Here is a 17,671-nt window from a genome sequence, read left to right as displayed (position 1 = left end):
CAGTGGAAGAGCATCACGCACACCACTGATTTGAAAAATAAAGGCCACAATATTCATTCCTAAATAAACAAAAGAGGCTGCCGGCTTGCCGGCGGTCTCTTTTGTTTATGGTCAGCACTACATCAACAAAAACCGCATCGGATACGAGGCGTAGGAGCAACGGAGAATCAGGCTGTCATAGCTTATTCTGCTTCCGCCACGTACTCGGTGATATACCCATCTGTTTCTTAAACGCTCTTAAGAAGTTCAATTCATTTTCATATCCCACATGATAAGCAATCTGGTAGACCGGAAGATTGGTACTCGCCAGGAGATCCAGAGATTTGTTGATCCGAAACTGGATCAGATATTCCTGCAGGGACATATGCAGGTTGGCGCGGAATAATTTGGTCAGGTGGCTTCTGCTCACATTACAGTAGTTGGATATTTCGTCCAGAGAGCGGATGCCGGCGTATTCTGCGCCTATGTAGCGGACCGCCTCGGATATGTATAGGTCGGCGATGCGGATATTGGCGTGCCCGGATTTGATGGAGCCTGCCGCGTTTTTGATCAGGGTGTCAAAAAACAGGTGCAGATGCCCTATGATAAATGCCTTGGAGGCGTGGGGATGCTGCAGGATGGCGGACAGATGCTCTTTTATGCTTGTGGTGGTCTGTGCGCTGTAATCCTTGGGATGATAGACGGGCGAACCGTGGTTCAGTCCGCAGGCACGCAGGTACTGGGGAACGCATAACCCCTTGAAGAGAATCCAGATGTAATGCCACGGTTCCTTCTCATCCGCATGATATATGTGTTTGCTGTGTGGCTCAAAAAGAAATCCCTCCCCTGCATTGATCTCGATACTGCCGGATATGTCTGCCAGGATCTTGTTGTCAGAGCAGGTGGACGGCGCGTAAGAGATATAGCCTTTTCCGGAAAGCACATAATGGAAAATATATTCATTCCTGATGTACGGACCAAAAGAATAAAGCGGGGTACATTGCTGGTCGCCGATTTCCAGTAAATTTAAGTCCTGGTATTCATTAAAGTTAAAGATGTAGCTTTCCATATGTATGCCTCCTGAGTAAAAATGAATTTTCGCAAAAGCGGAGATTGCATTGTTATTTTATAGACTGAAAAGAAAACTGTAAAGTAGAAAAAAATAATGAAAAAATGCGAAAAATAGAGGATGTAATTTAAATATACTATCAAAATCGCGCATGTATATACAAAATACTACTTTGTACATCCAAATTGTACACATATTGCCAGCTTATGATGTTTTGTGGAAAATGACGAAATGTTATAATGATAAACATCATATATGAGACATATTTCCTTAATGCAAAAAGAAATGTGTAAAAAATAATGACATATGGGAGGAAAAGTTATGAGAAACAAAAAACGTTATTGGGCATTAGGTTTAACAGCATGTATGCTGGCGTCCGTCATGGCCGGATGCGGCTCCGGGGGAGGTACGGATTCCAAGGGAAGTTCCGGCGGCAGCAAGGACAGCGGTACTGAGGCATCGGGAACCTCTTCCGACAAAGAAGTGAAGCTCACCATGCTGGGCTGGGAGATCTACCAGCAGGCAGGTATGGAGGCACTGGCAAAGGCTTATCACGAGCAGCATCCCAATGTGACCATTGACGTACAGATCTCCACATGGAGTGAATACTGGACAAAACTGGAGGCAATGGCAAACAGCAACTCTCTCCCCGACATTTTCTGGATGCACACAAATGAATTCAGCAAATATGCGGAGGCAGGCATTCTGGCAGATCTGACAGACCTGTACGATGAGGGAAAAGATTATTACACCAAGAACTTTGCAGAGAATCTGGTCCAGAACTTTACCTATGAGGACAAGGTTTACGGTGTTCCGAAAGATGTAGATACTGTGGCGCTTGTCTACAATAAGGACATTTTCGATGAGGCAGGTGTCTCCTATCCGGATGATACCTGGACATGGGATACGTTGGTGGAGGCATCTCAGACCATTCACGACAAGACAGGAAAATACGGTATTATGGCTGATCACAACGAGCAGGAGGGATGGCTGAATACCATTTACCAGGCAGGCGGTTTCTATGTAAATGAGGACAAGACAAAAGCGGGCTTTGAAGACCCGGGTACCCAAAAAGGCTTAAAAGAGTACATGGACTGGCAGCTTGCCTATGATTTCTCACCGAATCAGTCAGAGCTTTCCGACCTGGGAAAGGCAGAGCGTTTCTTCGCAGGCGAGGGTGCCATGATGTATTTCGGAAGCTGGGGCATCAACAACCTGTATATCAATTATCCTGACCTGAACTGGGATGTGGCAGTGCTGCCAAAATGCCCGGATCCGGTCAAAGGCGACGGACGTGCCAGCATTTCCAACGGACTTGCATACGCCACAGCAGCAGATAACCCGAACCTGGATGTGGTAAAAGATGTCCTGAAATTCCTGGGAACCGAGGAGGCAGCCATTATCCACGGAGAAAACGGAGCAGCGATCCCGGCCTTCAACGGAACAGGCGAATCCTGGTCCAAAAACTATGAGGGTAAGAATGTACAGGCATATGTAGACCAGCTTGCGTACAGCGTACAGTATCCCTATTCCAAGACAAAATCCACCTGGTTCCCGGAGGTTGAGGCAACACTTCTGGAGGTATACAGCGGAAATATGAGTTTTGAGGATGCATGTAAACAGTGTCAGCAGCAAGTGGATGAGAGCCTGGCTACAGAACACTGAGAATGAGAGGTGGACGAGGTGGCAAGACAGCAGAAAACAAAGACAAAATACAGCAAAGGTGCGGCAACGGGATTCTTTATGGTGATGCCAACCGTCATCGGATTGATCATCCTGAACATTTATCCGCTGCTTCGGACGGTTTATATGAGCTTTTTCAAATCAGGAGCCTTCGGAAAGTGGACATTTGTGGGACTGGACAATTATATTAAAATGTTCCAGAGCGCCGGCTTCTGGACCATCACGAAAAATACACTGGTATTTATGGTCCTTACGGTTCCGGTGACCGTGATCTTCGGCCTTATCATCGCGGTTCTGCTGGACCAGAAGATCAAGGGAAAAACAGTATTCAGAGCCATTTACTTTCTCCCCATGGTAGTTGCTCCGGCGGCGGTAGCCATGGTGTGGAAGTGGCTGTTTAACTCTGAGTACGGAATCATCAATACCGTACTTGGGGCGCTGCATCTTCCCTCGGATATCAACTGGATCGCAGACCCTAAGACAGCGCTTCTGACCTGCGCCATCGTGACGATCTGGAGCAGCGTGGGATATGATGCCATTCTGCTTCTTTCAGGGCTGCAGAGTATATCCAGAACCTATTATGAGGCGGCAAGGATAGACGGCGCCACGGGATTCCAGCAGTTTCGGAAGATCACGGTTCCCCTGGTTTCACCAACCCTGTTTTTTGTCCTGATGATGCGTGTGATGGCATCCCTGAAAGTATTCGATATTGTCTATATGATGATTGAGAAGACAAACCCTGCGATCCGCAGTGCGGAGACAATCCTTTATAATTTCTATCAGGAAACATTTGTGAAAAATAATAAGGGATACGGTTCTGCGCTGGTTGTCTGGTGTGTGATATTGATCGCCGTTATAACGATCATTCAGTTTATCGGACAGAAAAAATGGGTTACTTACGATGTGTGATGCAGGAGGAGGTTACAGGTGATGGCTGGAGCAAGCAGAAATGGCAGAAAGATCAGCAAAGCCAATATTTTTATATATCTTGTGCTGATACTCGGCAGTGTAATAATGATTTTTCCATTTTTATGGATGATTTTGACAAGTTTTAAGAGTGTACCGGAGACGACACTGGTGCCGCCTACATTTTTCCCGGAGTCGTTTCAGAATACAGCTGCATATATACAGGTGACGAACAGTCTCCCGTTTTTGAAGCTGTATTATAATACGCTGATGATGATCTTCATCCGCGTGGTCTGTGCAGTCGTATTTTCGTCCATGGCGGCATACGCCTTTGCAAAGGTACATTTTCCCATGAAGAATCTGTGCTTTGCGCTGGTGGTATCACAGCTTATGTTCCCGGCGCAGGTGTTTATTCTTCCCCAGTATGAAATGATCTCTGCCATAGGCAGGACGGATTCCATCTTCGCGCTGGTGTTCCCGGGACTTGTGAGTGCCTTTGGTACCTTTTTCCTCAGGCAGACGTATATGGGAATCCCGGATGATCTGATCGAGGCAGCCAGAATAGACGGATGCGGGCAGTTCAGAACCTTTGTGAGCATTGCATTTCCGCTTACCAAGACGGCGATCGCGGCACTCGCAGTGTTCACGGCATTGTTTGCCTATGCGGACCTGATGTGGCCGCTGATTGTAAATACCAAGCTGGATATGCTGACGCTTTCCTCAGGATTGTCGACGCTTCGCGGACAGTTTTCCGTGAATTACCCCAACCTGATGGCAGGGTCTGTGCTGGCTATGGTGCCTATGATCGTGATCTATCTGATTTTCCAGAAACAGTTCATTGAGGGCATTGCGCTGACAGGTACAAAAGCATAAAAATATCTGCGCACAGCAGAACAGAAAAAGAAGGCTGGTCCCGCGAAGATCAGCCTTCTTCTTATGATTAAATGCTGTGCCAGAAGGTCACACATGCGCCGCCGGCTTTGGTGTTTCCGATTTCAACAGATCCGCCAAGCTGCCCGGCCAGCTGCGCGGCAATGTACAGGCCCAGGCCGGAGTGGCCTCCTTTACTCTGCCGGGATTCGTCACCGCGGTAAAATTTATCCAGTGCCTTTTTCAAATCTTTCGGGCCAAAGCCGCTTCCTGTATCGCAGACAATATAGCGCAGCCGGTTTTTTTCCGCCTTTACGGAAATGTCTATTCTGCCGCCCTGCGGGGTATACTGCAGGCTGTTGGAGATGACGTTGTCAAGGATACGTGCCAGTTTATCCGCGTCAGTGCAGACAGAACGTGGTATCCGCTCAGGAAGGTGAAGGGAGAGGGTGATTCCCTTTTGCCGGGCCGGCAGTTGATAGTCCTGAACTTTTTGTGTGAGAAATACAGCGATATCAAGTGGGGACGGCTCCAGTCGGAGGCCGGATCTTTCAAGATCGGAGGCATACTGCATCTGCTGGACCAGAGCAGTGCTTTTCTTTGTGTTGTCCCTGATGACAGTCAGGTATCTGCGGAGCTTTTCCGTGTCGTCCGGTGTGTTTTCAAGCAGGGAGTCTGTATACCCCAGTATGATTGAAAGGGGGGATTTTAAATCGTGCGCCAGGGATTCCGCCATCCAGACACGTTCCTGTTCCATTTCCCACTGGGCGGACAGGGATTTTTTCAGTTCCTCCTTCATCTCTGAAAAGGCACTGCACAGCCTGCCAAGTTCATTGTCTGAAGAATAGTTGATTTCAAAATCCAGATTTTTTTCTTTGATCTTTTTAGAGGCTTCCGTCAAAAGCTGCAAAGGCGCATTTACATTTTTAGCAAAGATTCTTGAAAACAGCAGGGTAAAACCAATCATGTAGAAAAACGGAGAGAGCAGAGCCAGAAGAAGAACGGCAGAGACCACCCATCCTTTATGATTGGCAAATGTGGGGCTTATATGGTAGAAGAGAAGTACAGCACCTGCGTGTTCCCCGCTTTCCTCTGTGATGGGGACTGTATAAATGTAATACCCCTGACGGATGACGGTTTCATCCGCGAAGCTGTCAAAAAGTTCCTCAGCTGAGGCAAAGGGTTTTTGAGCATTGGTGCCGTACAGGAGATTACCCCGGGAATCCACCACCTGATAGAGCATGCCGTTCCCCTGAAAAGAATGTTTTAATCCATTTTCCTCTGATGGGGACAGCAGTGCCCTGTTTTTTTCACGGACGTATGCGGCCACATCGGAAACCTGCTGCTGATAATAATTTGCCGGTAAAATATACCTGTCAAGAGCATAGGCAAACAGGGCGGCAGCCAGCACATAGGTCAGCACGGTGGCTGTCAGGCAGGCTGCCAGGGTCATAAGAAATGTATGCCTGAACTGGGCGGCAAGTGATTTGTTCTTCATTTTATTTTCCCGCCTTTTCACATTTTGTTCCATTTATATCCGATCCCCCAGACTGTGGAAATGTATTCTCTGCCGGGGGTCACTGCGGCAAATTTTGCGCGTATATTTTTGATCCGCTCCACAACCGTTGCGGAATCCCCCTCGGAATCATAGCCCCAGACTTTTTCATAGATCTGTTCTCTTGAGAAGACCTGGCCTGCGTGGAGGGCAAGGAGCTCCACAATGTCGTATTCCCGTCTGGTCAGATCGATCCTGCTGCCCTCAATTTTGACAGCGCGTTCTTTCAGGTACAGGCAGAGCGTTCCGAAATAGAGTTTGGAGCGTTTATGCTCTGCATTGATATATTGTGAGCGCTTTTCCCTTCGCAGATTGGCGTCAATCCGTGCCATCAGTTCCCGAAGACCAAAGGGTTTTGTCACGTAATCGTCACCGCCAAGGGTCAGTCCCCTGACTTTATCCGTCTCGGACTGTCTGGCACTCAAAAAAATAATGGGGCACAGGACCTCGTCCCGGATTGCCCGGCAGACTTCAAATCCATCAGTTCCGGGCATCATAATGTCCAGTATAATAAGATCAGGCTGTTTTTTGGAGAGCTCTATGCCGGTCTGTCCGTCATAGGCAGTGAGCACGTCATGGCCTTTTGCGCGCAGCTCGTCCTCCAGCAGCATGACCAGGTCTGTCTCATCGTCAATGATCAGTATTCTGCTCAAGATAGTTTTCCTTTCTTTTTTTGGTTACTCGCAGTTTTTCCTTCCTTCCCATAAATGAAACCACATCATTCCGCCTGCCAGGAAGAGAAGCAGGCCGGCTGCGGCTGCACTGAATCCCACGGCGGCTGTGTGCATGATACCGGAAAAAATCTCTGTGGATCGGATGGCAGCGCTTTCTTCCGGAATCAGAGCACCCGGCAGCATACCTAATTTTACCGGCCATGTCCAGGGAATCAGGGGCCAGATCCGGGATCCCATGCCGGTGAGTCCCAGAATGGCTGCCATGAGCAGGCCGCCCATGCTGATGCCGATGGAAGCGCCCATGCCCCATGCAAAACTTATCCACAGGTGGAGGGCAAGGAGGGGAAGTGTTCCCATCACCATAAGGACAGCAGCCGGAAGAAACAGCCGGAATGAGACAACTTCCGGCATTATCGGCTTTACGCAGACGCAAAGTGTCAGCACCGCTGTAAAGATACAGGCGGTCAGGCAGAACAGCAGAAGCGAGAACTTTCCCATATAAAGTTTGATTCTGGAAATACCGGTTCCTAAAAATCCGTTAAAGCTGCCGGCAAGCTCTTCCTCATGTACAAGAAATCCTGCGAAGACACCTGCCCCTATGGGAATGAAAAATACGGTCCATATGGTAAAAAATCCTTCAAAGGCAAATGCCTGTGTACTGCCGGGATGTGATATGAGGTAGGCGGCTGCACAAAGGGAAAAAAGGACCGGCATACAGAATGTGAGAAAACGGATCGCCGTCCGTTTTGTCCTGAGCCATTCTGAACATAAAAAGCGCATCATTTCGCCTCCCTTCTTGCGAACCAGGCTGCAGTGAGCAGTGTAAATGCAGAAAACGCAGCCAGAGAGACAGCAAGTCCTACAGGGATCACAGAAAAATCCAGAAGGGGATCACCTGCATGTAAAAGGATGCCGTTTGGATGTACACCGATCAGGGGACACATCATTCTTGTGGCCCAGCTCCAGGGAACTGCCATCCAAAAAGACATTGGCGCTGCCAGGACTCCTGTGATCATACCCAGGAATCCGATTCCCATACTGAGAAATAATCCCTTCCACACAGCAGCCCATAGCTGGATGGGAATCAGTGTGAGGGAAGAGAGCCAACAGACCATGCCGGCTGTAAAAATCTTCCCGAAGGGCAGGGCTCCCGCATTTGTAAGCAGGCCGGCCGTGACAGCCGCAGCCATGAGGACAAGAGTGGAAAGCAGGCCAAAGAAAGCCATAGCTGTGATCTTATTGATCCAGAGTGCCATAGGATGGATATTGCGGGCACGCAGGGCACGGTAATCTCCGGATTTTTTTTCCTGGGCAGCAGCCAGGGCGGCGAAGAGCGCATATCCCAGGGGCAGGAACACAAAGGGCCACCAGTTAAAAATAAGGGCTAAAAGACTCTCCCATTTCCAGGAACTGCTCTCAGACATGGGATCTTTCATGAGGGATGTCTGGGTGACCAGGGCGTATACGGCGAAAAATACAGGAATGAATATAATCAGTTTCCCCATAAATGTTCTTTTATATTTTAAAAGCTCAGATTTCAGTCCACTCACAGTTTTTCCCTCCTTTCAGTATAACCTCTGTGAAGAAGTTCTCCAGATTTTCATCGGAATCCGGCATTCCCTGAAATAAAAGCTTTCCGCCGCTGATGATACCGATGGTGTCCGCAACCTGGGCAACCTCTGACAAAATATGGCTGGAGAGGATTACGGTCATTCCTTTTTCGGAAAAAGAGATGATCAGTTCCCTCAGCTCCTGAATGCCGAAAGGGTCAAGCCCGTTGGTGGGCTCATCCAGGATCAGAAGTTCCGGGTCATTGAGAAGGGCGGATGCAATGCCAAGCCGCTGCTTCATACCCATGGAAAACTGCGAGACACGCTTTTTGCCGGTGTTTTTTAAATTGACGGTTTCCAGGACCTCTGTGATCTTAGTTTTGGGGATCTTTAAAAGCCTGGTATGCACCAGAAGGTTTTCTTCCGCTGTCAGGTTGCCGTACAGGGCAGGGGACTCAATGAGAGAACCGATTTTGGAAAGGGATTCCCTTTGCCACGGCCTGCCGTCCAGGATAATCCGGCCGCCTGTGGGGCGGAGAAGGCCAACCAGCATTTTCAGCGTTGTGGATTTTCCGGCGCCGTTCGGTCCGAGGAGACCGTAAATACTGCCTCGTTCAATTTGCAGGGAAACATTGCGGACAGCCATTTGTTCTCCATATTGTTTGGATAAGTTTTCAGTTTCAAGAATTAAATTTTTCATGTGTATTTATCCTTTCTTGTAATGGGGCTGTTTCTTTTACAGGAAGAATCGTAGCATGAAAAGATAACGTTTCTATAACGCTTTGGCATTATTTTTTACGCATGATTTTTTCAATGTCAATGGTTCTGTGGACCAGGCCCCCATAGAAGGATTCCTCGTGGGAGACAAGAAGAATACTGCCCGGGAAGTCGAGAAGGGCAGTCCGCAGGGATTCTTTGGCCTGGATATCCAGATGATTTGTGGGCTCGTCCAGGATCAAAAAATTGCAGGGGGTGAGGGTGAGCAGGCATAGTTTGACCTTAGCCTGTTCGCCGCCGCTCAGTGTCCCGATGGCCTGGGATGCGTGTTTGCTTGTAATGCCGCAGAGGGAAAGGTGCTTCCGGATCTCTTTTACGTTCATGGCGGGAAACGCGTCAGATACGATCTGGACCGGAGTGAGAGTGCTGTTTGGCCAGAGCAGGTCCTGTTCAAAATATCCGGTCTTTACCTGTTCGGAAAAGGTATAGCTGCCCTTTTTTGCGGGGATTTGTCCCAGCAGTGTTTTGAGCAGTGTGGATTTTCCGATACCGTTGAACCCTGTAATTACGGTTTTCTGTCCGCCTGTAATGGAAAAATCCAGATCAGATAAAAGGGGATAATGGTATCCAACGGACAGGCGATGTACAGACAGATGCTCCGCTGCAGTGAGCGGAAGGACGGAAAAACGGAAATATGGTTTCAGTTCTTTTAAATCAAGCGCTTCCATTTTATCCATACGGTCCAGTTGTTTTTGTCTGCCCCGGGCCATCCGGGATTTGCGGCCGGCGATATTTTTCCGGATAAATTCCTCGGTCTTTTTGATCTCTTTTTGCTGTGCGGAATACTGACGGATATAATCCTCACGGAGCAGAATCTTTTTCTTCAAAAACTCAGAATAGGTGCCATAGTATTTGGATATTCTGCTGTTGTCAATATCACAGATCCGGTTTGCTGTCTTTTCCAGAAAATCATAGTCGTGTGATACAATCAGGAAGGCATTATCAAGGGCTGAGAGATAGTCTGCCAGCCAGGCAACATGTTCTTTGTCAAGAAAATTGGTGGGTTCATCCAGAAGGAGGACGTCCGGTTTTTGGAGCAGCAGTTTTGCCAGAATGACCTTTGCACGCTGCCCGCCGCTCATCTGTGACACCGGTCGGGAAAGGCCCAGGGATAAAAGGCCGAGGCCGGAGGCTACCTGTTCGATGCGGGTATCTATGGTATAGAATCCGCTTATTTCAAGTTCTTCCTGGCAGCCTGCTGCTGCCTTTAACGCGTCCATGTCCCCGGCAGCCTGCTCATAGAGGCTGTTCATTTTATCTTCCAAAACATAAAGGGAGTGAAACGCGGAGCGGAGAAAGTCCTCCATGGTTATGCAGGGGTCGATCTGTGCATACTGGTCCAGATAGCCCACGGTTGTCTTCGGGTGCCAGGTGATCCGGCCTGTGTCTGGGATGAGCTGTTCTGTGCAGATTTTGATCAGGGTACTTTTCCCGGCACCGTTTTGGCCGACGATTCCTATGTGCTCTCCTTTGTTGAGTGTCATTTCGGCATCTTTAAACAGCCGGCCTTCGCCGAAGGTGTGTGTCAGGCCGGTGATTTCCAGTAAACTCATGGTTATATGTTTCCTTTCTTTTTTTACAGTCTGAAATTCTAAGTTGTGTGATCCGGTTTGTCTGCAGCCGTGTTTGGGTGACAAAAAAAGCAGAGGGCAGTGATACATTCTCATGTATCCGCCTTCTGCTGATGACACAGATTGTGGGAAGCAGAAATGATCTGCTTGCGTCTGCACGCATATCTCTGTAAAACAGCAAAAGGCTACAGACAAAACATTGTCCATAGCCTTTTACGCAGTATATAACGGGAGATAAAGCAATAAAACAAGAGAGCGCTGACCCGGCAGGGCAGTCCCTTCTTCTGAAATTTTATTCTTTTATTTCCCGATGAAATCTATAGCGTATATGATATGCCATACTCTGTACAATGTTTCATCGGTGCGGATGGTACAGAGATGGTCTTGGCAACTGGTTTTGGTTGGTTTGATAAATGATAACCCATTTTGAATCTCCTTACTGTTAATGCGGACAACTATAGCATATGCGTGCAGCTTTGTCAAATGAAATTTGGACGGTGTGCATGGTGGCGCTGTGTCATAATGGGGCGGCATGGGTGTAACTTGATTGTTTGGGTGCAGCCGGATATTCATGAGCCTAATCGGAGAATTTTTTGTTGTATTGGAAGATGGGAACGAAGTCCTGAGTCCGGTTGGAAAACCTATCATTGTAATCCATGAGAGGAACGAAGTCCTGTACCTGACCGGAGAACGTATTGTTGTAATCCGTGAGAGGAACGAAGTTCTGTATCTGGCCGGAGAACGTATCATTGTATTCTGCAATAGGAACGAAACTGTGCTCCAGGGATGAAAATTGTCTATTATAGTTATTGATGGGGATTAAAATCTGTTCCTGGCCGGCAAACTGTTCATTATATTCCGATAAAGGTACAAATTTTTCCGTCGTTCCGGAGCTGACGGAAGAAAATCCTACTGCAAGCAACAGAAAAGCACTGGCAGCCAAAGCAAATTTCTTTGATTTATTCATATATACGCACCTCCTATATTTCCCTGTGTTTCTATTTATATTGTACGATGTTTGTGTTTGTCTGTCAATAAATCGTGGACTCTGCACACTGTTTCTGCCAAGTCTGAAAATTCTGAACACGCAACACGATATGCAATAAAATAAACACACAAAAGGTTTACATTGCAAAAAATATCCCATATACTTGTAGTAACAACAGATTTATACGCCTGACAGAAAATACCCCTTCTATAATCACAGAAGGGTTCTGCAGTGCTGACAACTTAGGAGGGTAAAGTATGGAAGCAGTATTTGAAGGAATCAACAGTGTCTTCGGTTTTATCGGGCCGCTGTCTGATTTTTTGTGGGACTTTCCCACGAACTTTGCGTGGTATGCCAACATCCCTGTTCTGGGAAGTTTTTCGTTTGCGATCATCCTGCTTTTAGGGTCCGGTATCTTTTTCAGTTTTAAACTTGGATTTATGCAGGTCACGCATTTTAAAAAGGCAATTAAAATTCTTACCGAAAAACGTTCCGTGGAGACAGGAATTTCCCCGCTTGCGGCATTCTTCCTGAGCTCAGCCATGCGTGTGGGACCCGGCAATATTATCGGTGTGACAGGAGCCATCGCCGTTGGCGGACCCGGAGCCTTGTTCTGGATGTGGGTATCTGCTTTTTTCGGAATGGCAGTTGCCTATATGGAGGGTGTGCTGGCACAGATATTCAAGGAGAAAAAAGAAGAAGAGTTCGTAGGCGGTCTGCCTTTCTATGGAAGAAGACTATTGGGCAATAAGGTCTGGGTCGGTATATTTCTCTCTGTATTGTATATACTCTACGCTCTGTGCTGTCTTCCGGCCCAGGGATTTAATGTGGTATCATCTGTGGGGCGGATGGCAGAAATCGTGACGAATACCACCATTTCAACAGATTCTCTGTTCTATTATCTGGTGGGGGCAGGCATTATTCTCCTGACAGCAGCGATTGCTTTCGGAGGCATCAGGAAGGTGACGAAGTGGACAGACAAGATGGTGCCTGTCATGGCAGTTTTATATATTGTGGTGGTGCTGGTTTTAGTTGTGATGAATGTTAAGACCATTCCCTATTTCTTCCGGGCAGTGTTTGCCGGCGCCTTTAAGCCGGATGCCTTTTTCGGCGGTGTCTTCGGAACTGTTCTGGCGCAGGGGGTAAAGAGAGGACTGATGTCCAATGAGGCCGGACAGGGTACCATCACCATGTCGGCAGCAGCCGCAGATGCAAAGCATCCCTGCGAGCAGGGTATGATCGCCTCCATGGGTGTGTTCCTGGATACCATGGTCATCTGTACACTGACAGGCTTTGTAGTGGTCATGGCTCACTGCTGGAGCGGTGCAGGGGCGGAGTCATGGGCAGCGCTTGATAAGCTTCCGAAATTCACGGAATCCATTGCCGTGCTGACACCGGGGACAGCCATGAATGCTGTCATGACATTTCTGGTGACGCTGTGCTTCTGTCTGTTTGCCTTTACCTGTCTGCTGGGGATGATCAGCTTCTCCGAGATAGCGGCAAACAGGATCAGGAAAGATAAAATCTGTATGAATACCGTGCGGTGTATCGCGCTTTTTGTGGCAGCTTTCGGAATCCTCTGCAACATTGCAGGGCTGGAGCTGGGAAACCTGTGGGCATTCTCAGATCTGGGGAATATTTTGATCGTGTATTTCAACGTTCCCATTGTATATGTGGGGGCAAAGTATGTATTCCGGGCAACCAGGCATTATAAGAAACATGACGGGACACCCTTTACTTCAAAGGTGATCGGAAGGGATGACTGTGAGTTCTGGGATAAGAAAGCAGAGGCAGAAGAATAAAAAGAACCGTGCAGGGCCGGGGAGACATCAATAGGAGGTTTCCCCGGCTTTTTCTGCCCATGGGCTATGCTGTAGACACAGGTGCTGATATCAGGTAGAATAGAGTAGATTTCCAACCGACGCCAGCCGACATTTTTCCGACAATCGGGCGGTACGCTTTTGTTAACTTTTTCTAACTAGTTGTAACTATTCAGTCGGCTGAATAGTTACAACTGTATTTACGGATGAAAAACAGGAATTGGGGGATGAAGCATGAAAGATAATTACAAAAAAGCAATGGAAGTCTGGGAAGTCCCGGAAGAGTTTTATGAGGCAGCGGTTCCCATGTACCGCGGTTATGAAGCGGAGCTTGCCGTCATGTTCGGAAGAAATCCCGTATCCGGACAGGAAATCTGCCGACTGCTGAAGGAATGGGGGAAAGCGGAGCCGGAGAGGCTGCTTTTCGAGAGTTATCAGAGAAATGTACTGGAAAAATGCGAGGGGAACGAAAGCGGCAGCACATTTTACAAAATGACGGATTTTTATACCCGGTATCCGTATTTTGCCCAGTATGAACCGGAAGCTTACGGGAAATTCTCCCAGGAGACAGTGGACCGGTTAAATGCCTGGGATCTGAAGGTATACATGGATCGCACCTCACAGGCGGCCCTTGACATAGCGGCAGGAAAGGATGTGCCCATGCACCAGACACAGTACCTGACTCTGCAGGAGTCCTATGACATGATGGATACCCTGGGGGAGGAAATTTTGATCCTTCCGTGTAACTGCAAAGCCATGGGCAGATGTACGGAAAAGCCTGTGAATGTGTGTATCAATAAGCTGGAAAAGGGACCGAACACTCCCTATGACAGAAAACTGGGCAAAATTCTGACCCTGGAGGAGACCAAGGAACTCATCCGCCAGATTAACAAAAAAGGACTGATGCAGTCAGGGGAAAATAACGTGCTGTGCAACTGTGACGGCGTGTACTGTTATCCCACGAAAATGGCCAGGATACTGGGAACAAGGCTTCACTATCCCACATCCCACTATGAGACCCTGTGGGATGAAAGCATTTGTATTCAATGTGGGAAATGTACGAAGATCTGTAATTTCGGAGCGTTTTATAAAGACAAAGAAGGGAAAGTGAAGTTTGACCCTGAAAAATGCTGGGGCTGCACCATCTGTTCCGCAAACTGTCCCAAAGGCGCAATTACATTGAAGAAGAGAAGCGGGAAGTAATCTTACGGAAAATAGGTAAAGGTGAAAACATGGATAGAAGATATTCTCATGACATAGAAGTTCAGCTTTTAGGACGGCCGGGTGTACTGCTTTTTGGGGAAAAGGTCTCTTTTCCTTATCAAAAGGTGGAGGGCCTGTTTTATTATTTATGTGTGAATAACCAGATATCCAGAAGCCAGGCGATCAGTGTTTTGTGGGCAGGGAGCAGTGAGGCAACAGCCAGGAAAAACCTGCGGGATGCTGTCTATAATATAAGAAAAGTGCTGGGGCAGGACATTCTGACTATGGAAGGCAACACCTTGATTGTCCTGAACCGCCAGATGGATATTGATATCGACATTGAACATGTCACAAGGGAAAACCTGCTGGAAAGCTGGAAGGGGGAATTCCTCCAGTTTTTCTTTGTGAAGAACTGCTATGAGTTTGAGGCGTGGGCGGAGGGAGAGCGTTTTGAGCGGAAACGTACTTATCTAAAAGCGCTGCAGCTTAAGATCATGGGGCAGAAGACGGGACAGGGCCTTGATTTTCTGGAGGAGAGCGGCAGGATCCTCATACAGTCTGAAGTCCTGGATGAAGAACTGTACCGCAGCATCATGAAAAAACTGGCGGAGGCGGGAAGATATGTTCAGGCAATGGAGATTTTCCAGTCTTTGAAAGTATTTCTGGAAAGGGAAGTGGAGGAACTGCCGGAGGAGGAGACACAGGAGCTTTATGAGAAAATATCTGATATGAAAAACAGGCTGAAACGCCTGCCGGAAGAGAGAGGAGAGTATTTTTTCGGAAGAGCGGATATTCTCTATGATATTTACTCCAGAATCAACACAAAAGACGGGGATTCGGAGAGGCGCTGCCGTTCTTTTTTGATCACAGGGGAACCAGGCGTGGGGAAGAGCATGCTCCTGGAACAGATTCAGCGGATGGTGGAAGACTCAGACTATCTGGTGTTTACCTGGGTCTGCTGTGAGACGGAGAAGGACCTGTATCTGATGCCCTGGCATGGGATCATGGCGAAGGTGGATGAATACTGTAAGCGAAACGGGCTGGATGTAGAGTCCCCGACCGATATTCTGCTTCGGCAGAATGCCTCAGACGTGCAGTTTTTTATGACGCGATTTGAGATCCTGACAGAGTCCGTGTTCCGGTACCTGACAAAATATTTCCGGGACAGAAAAATCCTCTTATTTATTGATGATATCCAGTGGATGGATTCCATGAGCATGCGGCTTATGAGTAATCTCCTGTTCCGGATGGGGCAGGGGCAGATACTTGTGGTGGCTGCCAGCCGGGAGGATGACGGTGATGATATCAAGAGTTTTAAGATTCCGCTTATCGGAAGGGGAATCTTAAAGGAGATCGAGTTAAAGCCATTTACCCTGGAGGAGTCCAGGCAGATCATAGAGGAGACAGATGCGGGTCTTTTAAACAATCCGCAGCTTGTGGAGCAGATATACAGGAAGACTCAGGGGAATCCTTTGTTTTTTATGGAGTCCCTGCGGCTGTTTGCACGGCAGGAGGACGGCGCTGCATTTACAGACAGGATGACAAATGTGATCCAGAGCCGTCTGTTGAGCCTTTCAAGGCGGGAGCGGGTCATGCTGGATATTATCTCTATCTTTTCCATGCCCGTGACAAAAGAGGAGATCAATCAGATTCTGGGGATGGAGGAGCAGCAGCTTTTGCAGATACTGGAACCGCTGCTGGATAAAAAGCTTCTCTATGAAAAATTGGCGGGCGGAGAGGTGCATTATGGCTTCCGCCATCAGATCATCCGGGAGTATGTATACAGCAGCCTGTCAAAAGAGAAGAAGGACATATACCACAATTACATAGCCAGATATTACGAACAGGAGTATGGGAAGGACAAAAATCTGGGAACCTGTTCCCTGGTCATCCATCATTATGAATGCTGTCATGACCGGTATAAAATGTACTGGTATAAGGTGGAATATCTGGAGGCGTTCTACCGGATCTCCTACGATTTCTATCCCATGCTGGCCAGAAAAGCCGTGTTCAGCGGCAATATCGACGGTTTTTCGGCTAAGGAAGATGAGCTTGTGGAGCTGGCAGAGGAGATTCGGGCACTGCAGGAGACGGATTCCGGGATGACACCCATACGCATGCGGGTGGAATACCTGCTGGGGCGTTATGAGATGTTCGTCAGAGACTCTCAGAGAGGACGAAGCTGCATTGAGAAAAGCCTTGAACTGGCAAAGGAGATCCCGGACAGGGACTACATTTTCTATAATTACCTGCAGCTCATTCTGTATGGGGACCTGACAGGGCAGAACGCGTATATGCGTCAGGTGATCGAGACCTGTATGGAGTTTATGAAAGACTGCACCCGCCACCATCTGGAGGAGGAGTGTATGCTCATACGGTATCTGGGCATCTGTATGATGAAAGATGGTGAGTATGAGAAGGCGGAGAAGCTTTTTATGGAGGCTGTAAAACGTCTGGACCATACGGATGGCAGTACGGAACGCTACAGAAGGGAGCTGTCGGCCTGCCACCACGATATGGGCATCTGCTATATCCGTCAGAAAAAGTGGGAAAAGGCCTGTGTGTGCCTGAAACGAGCCGTGGAAATCGGGGAAAAATACATGATTTCCGGTGAAGCGGGGGTGTTCTACTCGGATATGAGCCTTGCGCTGTGCCGCATGGGAGACTGCAGCGGGGCAGAGCGATTTGCGGAAAAAGCCCGTACCTGTTTTGTCCGGGCAGGATCCCTGTGGGGAGAGGCGAAAACGGAGCTTTGCTGTGCGCTGATCAAGGAGGCCCAGGGGGAACCGGAGGAGGGAAAACGCCGCCGGGAACTTGCGGACAGGATAGCAAAAAAACTGGACAGCAGATTTTTGTGGGAAGAACTGAAGAGCATGGAAAGTTAAGAAAGGCACGGGGAGAAGATCCTCGTGTCTTTTGTTAGATAAACTTAAGATTATGAAAAAAATATTGGACAGCAGACGGTTTTCCGACGAATTGCTGGTACAAATAGTTTATCAGTCAGATGACGAAAAACGGAAAGGAGT

Annotated in this window: 14 protein-coding genes; 6 read left to right on the top strand and 8 right to left on the bottom strand. The window is 48.1% G+C overall.

Annotation, left to right across the window (positions count from 1 at the left end; all coding sequences use genetic code 11):
• Positions 1–175 precede the first annotated feature (175 nt).
• A complete protein-coding gene (locus V8Q34_RS26150) occupies positions 176–1,048 on the bottom strand; it encodes an AraC family transcriptional regulator (RefSeq protein WP_033141359.1) in 873 nt (290 codons plus the stop codon).
• 321 nt (positions 1,049–1,369) lie between these two features.
• Between V8Q34_RS26150 and V8Q34_RS26145 the strand changes: the two genes are divergently transcribed.
• The 3 genes from V8Q34_RS26145 to V8Q34_RS26135 all read left to right on the top strand — a co-directional run bounded on the left by V8Q34_RS26145 (position 1,370) and on the right by V8Q34_RS26135 (position 4,510).
• On the top strand, positions 1,370–2,713 hold the full coding sequence (locus V8Q34_RS26145; RefSeq protein ID WP_033141360.1) for an ABC transporter substrate-binding protein: 1,344 nt from the start codon (positions 1,370–1,372) through the stop codon (positions 2,711–2,713).
• Between the two features lie 78 nt (positions 2,714–2,791).
• Positions 2,792–3,640 carry a carbohydrate ABC transporter permease gene (locus V8Q34_RS26140; protein ID WP_052099451.1) on the top strand — a complete coding sequence of 283 codons (849 nt, stop codon included), beginning with the start codon at positions 2,792–2,794 and terminating at the stop codon, positions 3,638–3,640.
• Between the two features lie 21 nt (positions 3,641–3,661).
• The gene (locus V8Q34_RS26135; protein ID WP_033141362.1) at positions 3,662–4,510 is read left to right on the top strand and encodes a carbohydrate ABC transporter permease; all 849 of its coding nucleotides are present in this window, start codon (positions 3,662–3,664) and stop codon (positions 4,508–4,510) included.
• Between the two features lie 67 nt (positions 4,511–4,577).
• On the opposite strand, the gene V8Q34_RS26130 is transcribed toward V8Q34_RS26135, so the two are convergent.
• From V8Q34_RS26130 to V8Q34_RS26100, 7 genes are all read right to left on the bottom strand, one after another.
• A complete protein-coding gene (locus V8Q34_RS26130; RefSeq protein WP_103731433.1) occupies positions 4,578–6,005 on the bottom strand; it encodes a HAMP domain-containing sensor histidine kinase in 1,428 nt (475 codons plus the stop codon).
• Between the two features lie 17 nt (positions 6,006–6,022).
• On the bottom strand, positions 6,023–6,715 hold the full coding sequence (locus tag V8Q34_RS26125; RefSeq protein ID WP_033141364.1) for a response regulator transcription factor: 693 nt from the start codon (positions 6,713–6,715) through the stop codon (positions 6,023–6,025).
• A gap of 24 nt (positions 6,716–6,739) precedes the next feature.
• Positions 6,740–7,519, bottom strand: coding sequence for a lantibiotic immunity ABC transporter MutG family permease subunit (locus V8Q34_RS26120; RefSeq protein WP_227210031.1), 780 nt, complete (start codon positions 7,517–7,519; stop codon positions 6,740–6,742).
• Complete coding sequence (locus V8Q34_RS26115) at positions 7,516–8,286, bottom strand: lantibiotic immunity ABC transporter MutE/EpiE family permease subunit (protein WP_148393604.1); 771 nt, start codon at positions 8,284–8,286, stop codon at positions 7,516–7,518. Before V8Q34_RS26115 ends, V8Q34_RS26120 begins: the two co-directional genes overlap by 4 nt.
• Positions 8,267–8,986 (bottom strand): lantibiotic protection ABC transporter ATP-binding protein, encoded by a 720-nt coding sequence (locus V8Q34_RS26110; protein ID WP_227210030.1) that lies wholly within the window; start codon positions 8,984–8,986, stop codon positions 8,267–8,269. Before V8Q34_RS26110 ends, V8Q34_RS26115 begins: the two co-directional genes overlap by 20 nt.
• Positions 8,987–9,074: 88 nt before the next feature.
• Positions 9,075–10,616, bottom strand: a complete 1,542-nt coding sequence (locus tag V8Q34_RS26105; RefSeq protein ID WP_227210029.1) for an ABC-F family ATP-binding cassette domain-containing protein — start codon at positions 10,614–10,616, stop codon at positions 9,075–9,077.
• A gap of 595 nt (positions 10,617–11,211) precedes the next feature.
• A complete protein-coding gene (locus tag V8Q34_RS26100; protein ID WP_227210028.1) occupies positions 11,212–11,601 on the bottom strand; it encodes a hypothetical protein in 390 nt (129 codons plus the stop codon).
• Positions 11,602–11,879: 278 nt separating this feature from the next.
• Between V8Q34_RS26100 and V8Q34_RS26095 the strand changes: the two genes are divergently transcribed.
• The 3 genes from V8Q34_RS26095 to V8Q34_RS26085 all read left to right on the top strand — a co-directional run bounded on the left by V8Q34_RS26095 (position 11,880) and on the right by V8Q34_RS26085 (position 17,530).
• The gene (locus V8Q34_RS26095; protein WP_227210027.1) at positions 11,880–13,424 is read left to right on the top strand and encodes an alanine/glycine:cation symporter family protein; all 1,545 of its coding nucleotides are present in this window, start codon (positions 11,880–11,882) and stop codon (positions 13,422–13,424) included.
• Between the two features lie 252 nt (positions 13,425–13,676).
• A complete protein-coding gene (locus V8Q34_RS26090) occupies positions 13,677–14,645 on the top strand; it encodes an ATP-binding protein (RefSeq protein ID WP_227210026.1) in 969 nt (322 codons plus the stop codon).
• Positions 14,646–14,674: 29 nt separating this feature from the next.
• The gene (locus V8Q34_RS26085) at positions 14,675–17,530 is read left to right on the top strand and encodes an AAA family ATPase (protein ID WP_335836586.1); all 2,856 of its coding nucleotides are present in this window, start codon (positions 14,675–14,677) and stop codon (positions 17,528–17,530) included.
• Positions 17,531–17,671: the final 141 nt, after the last annotated feature.

Source organism: Blautia sp. JLR.GB0024, assembly GCF_037000545.1.
Taxonomy (GTDB): Bacteria; Bacillota; Clostridia; order Lachnospirales; family Lachnospiraceae; genus Blautia; species Blautia celeris.
This window is presented reverse-complemented; position numbering and strand designations above follow the sequence as displayed.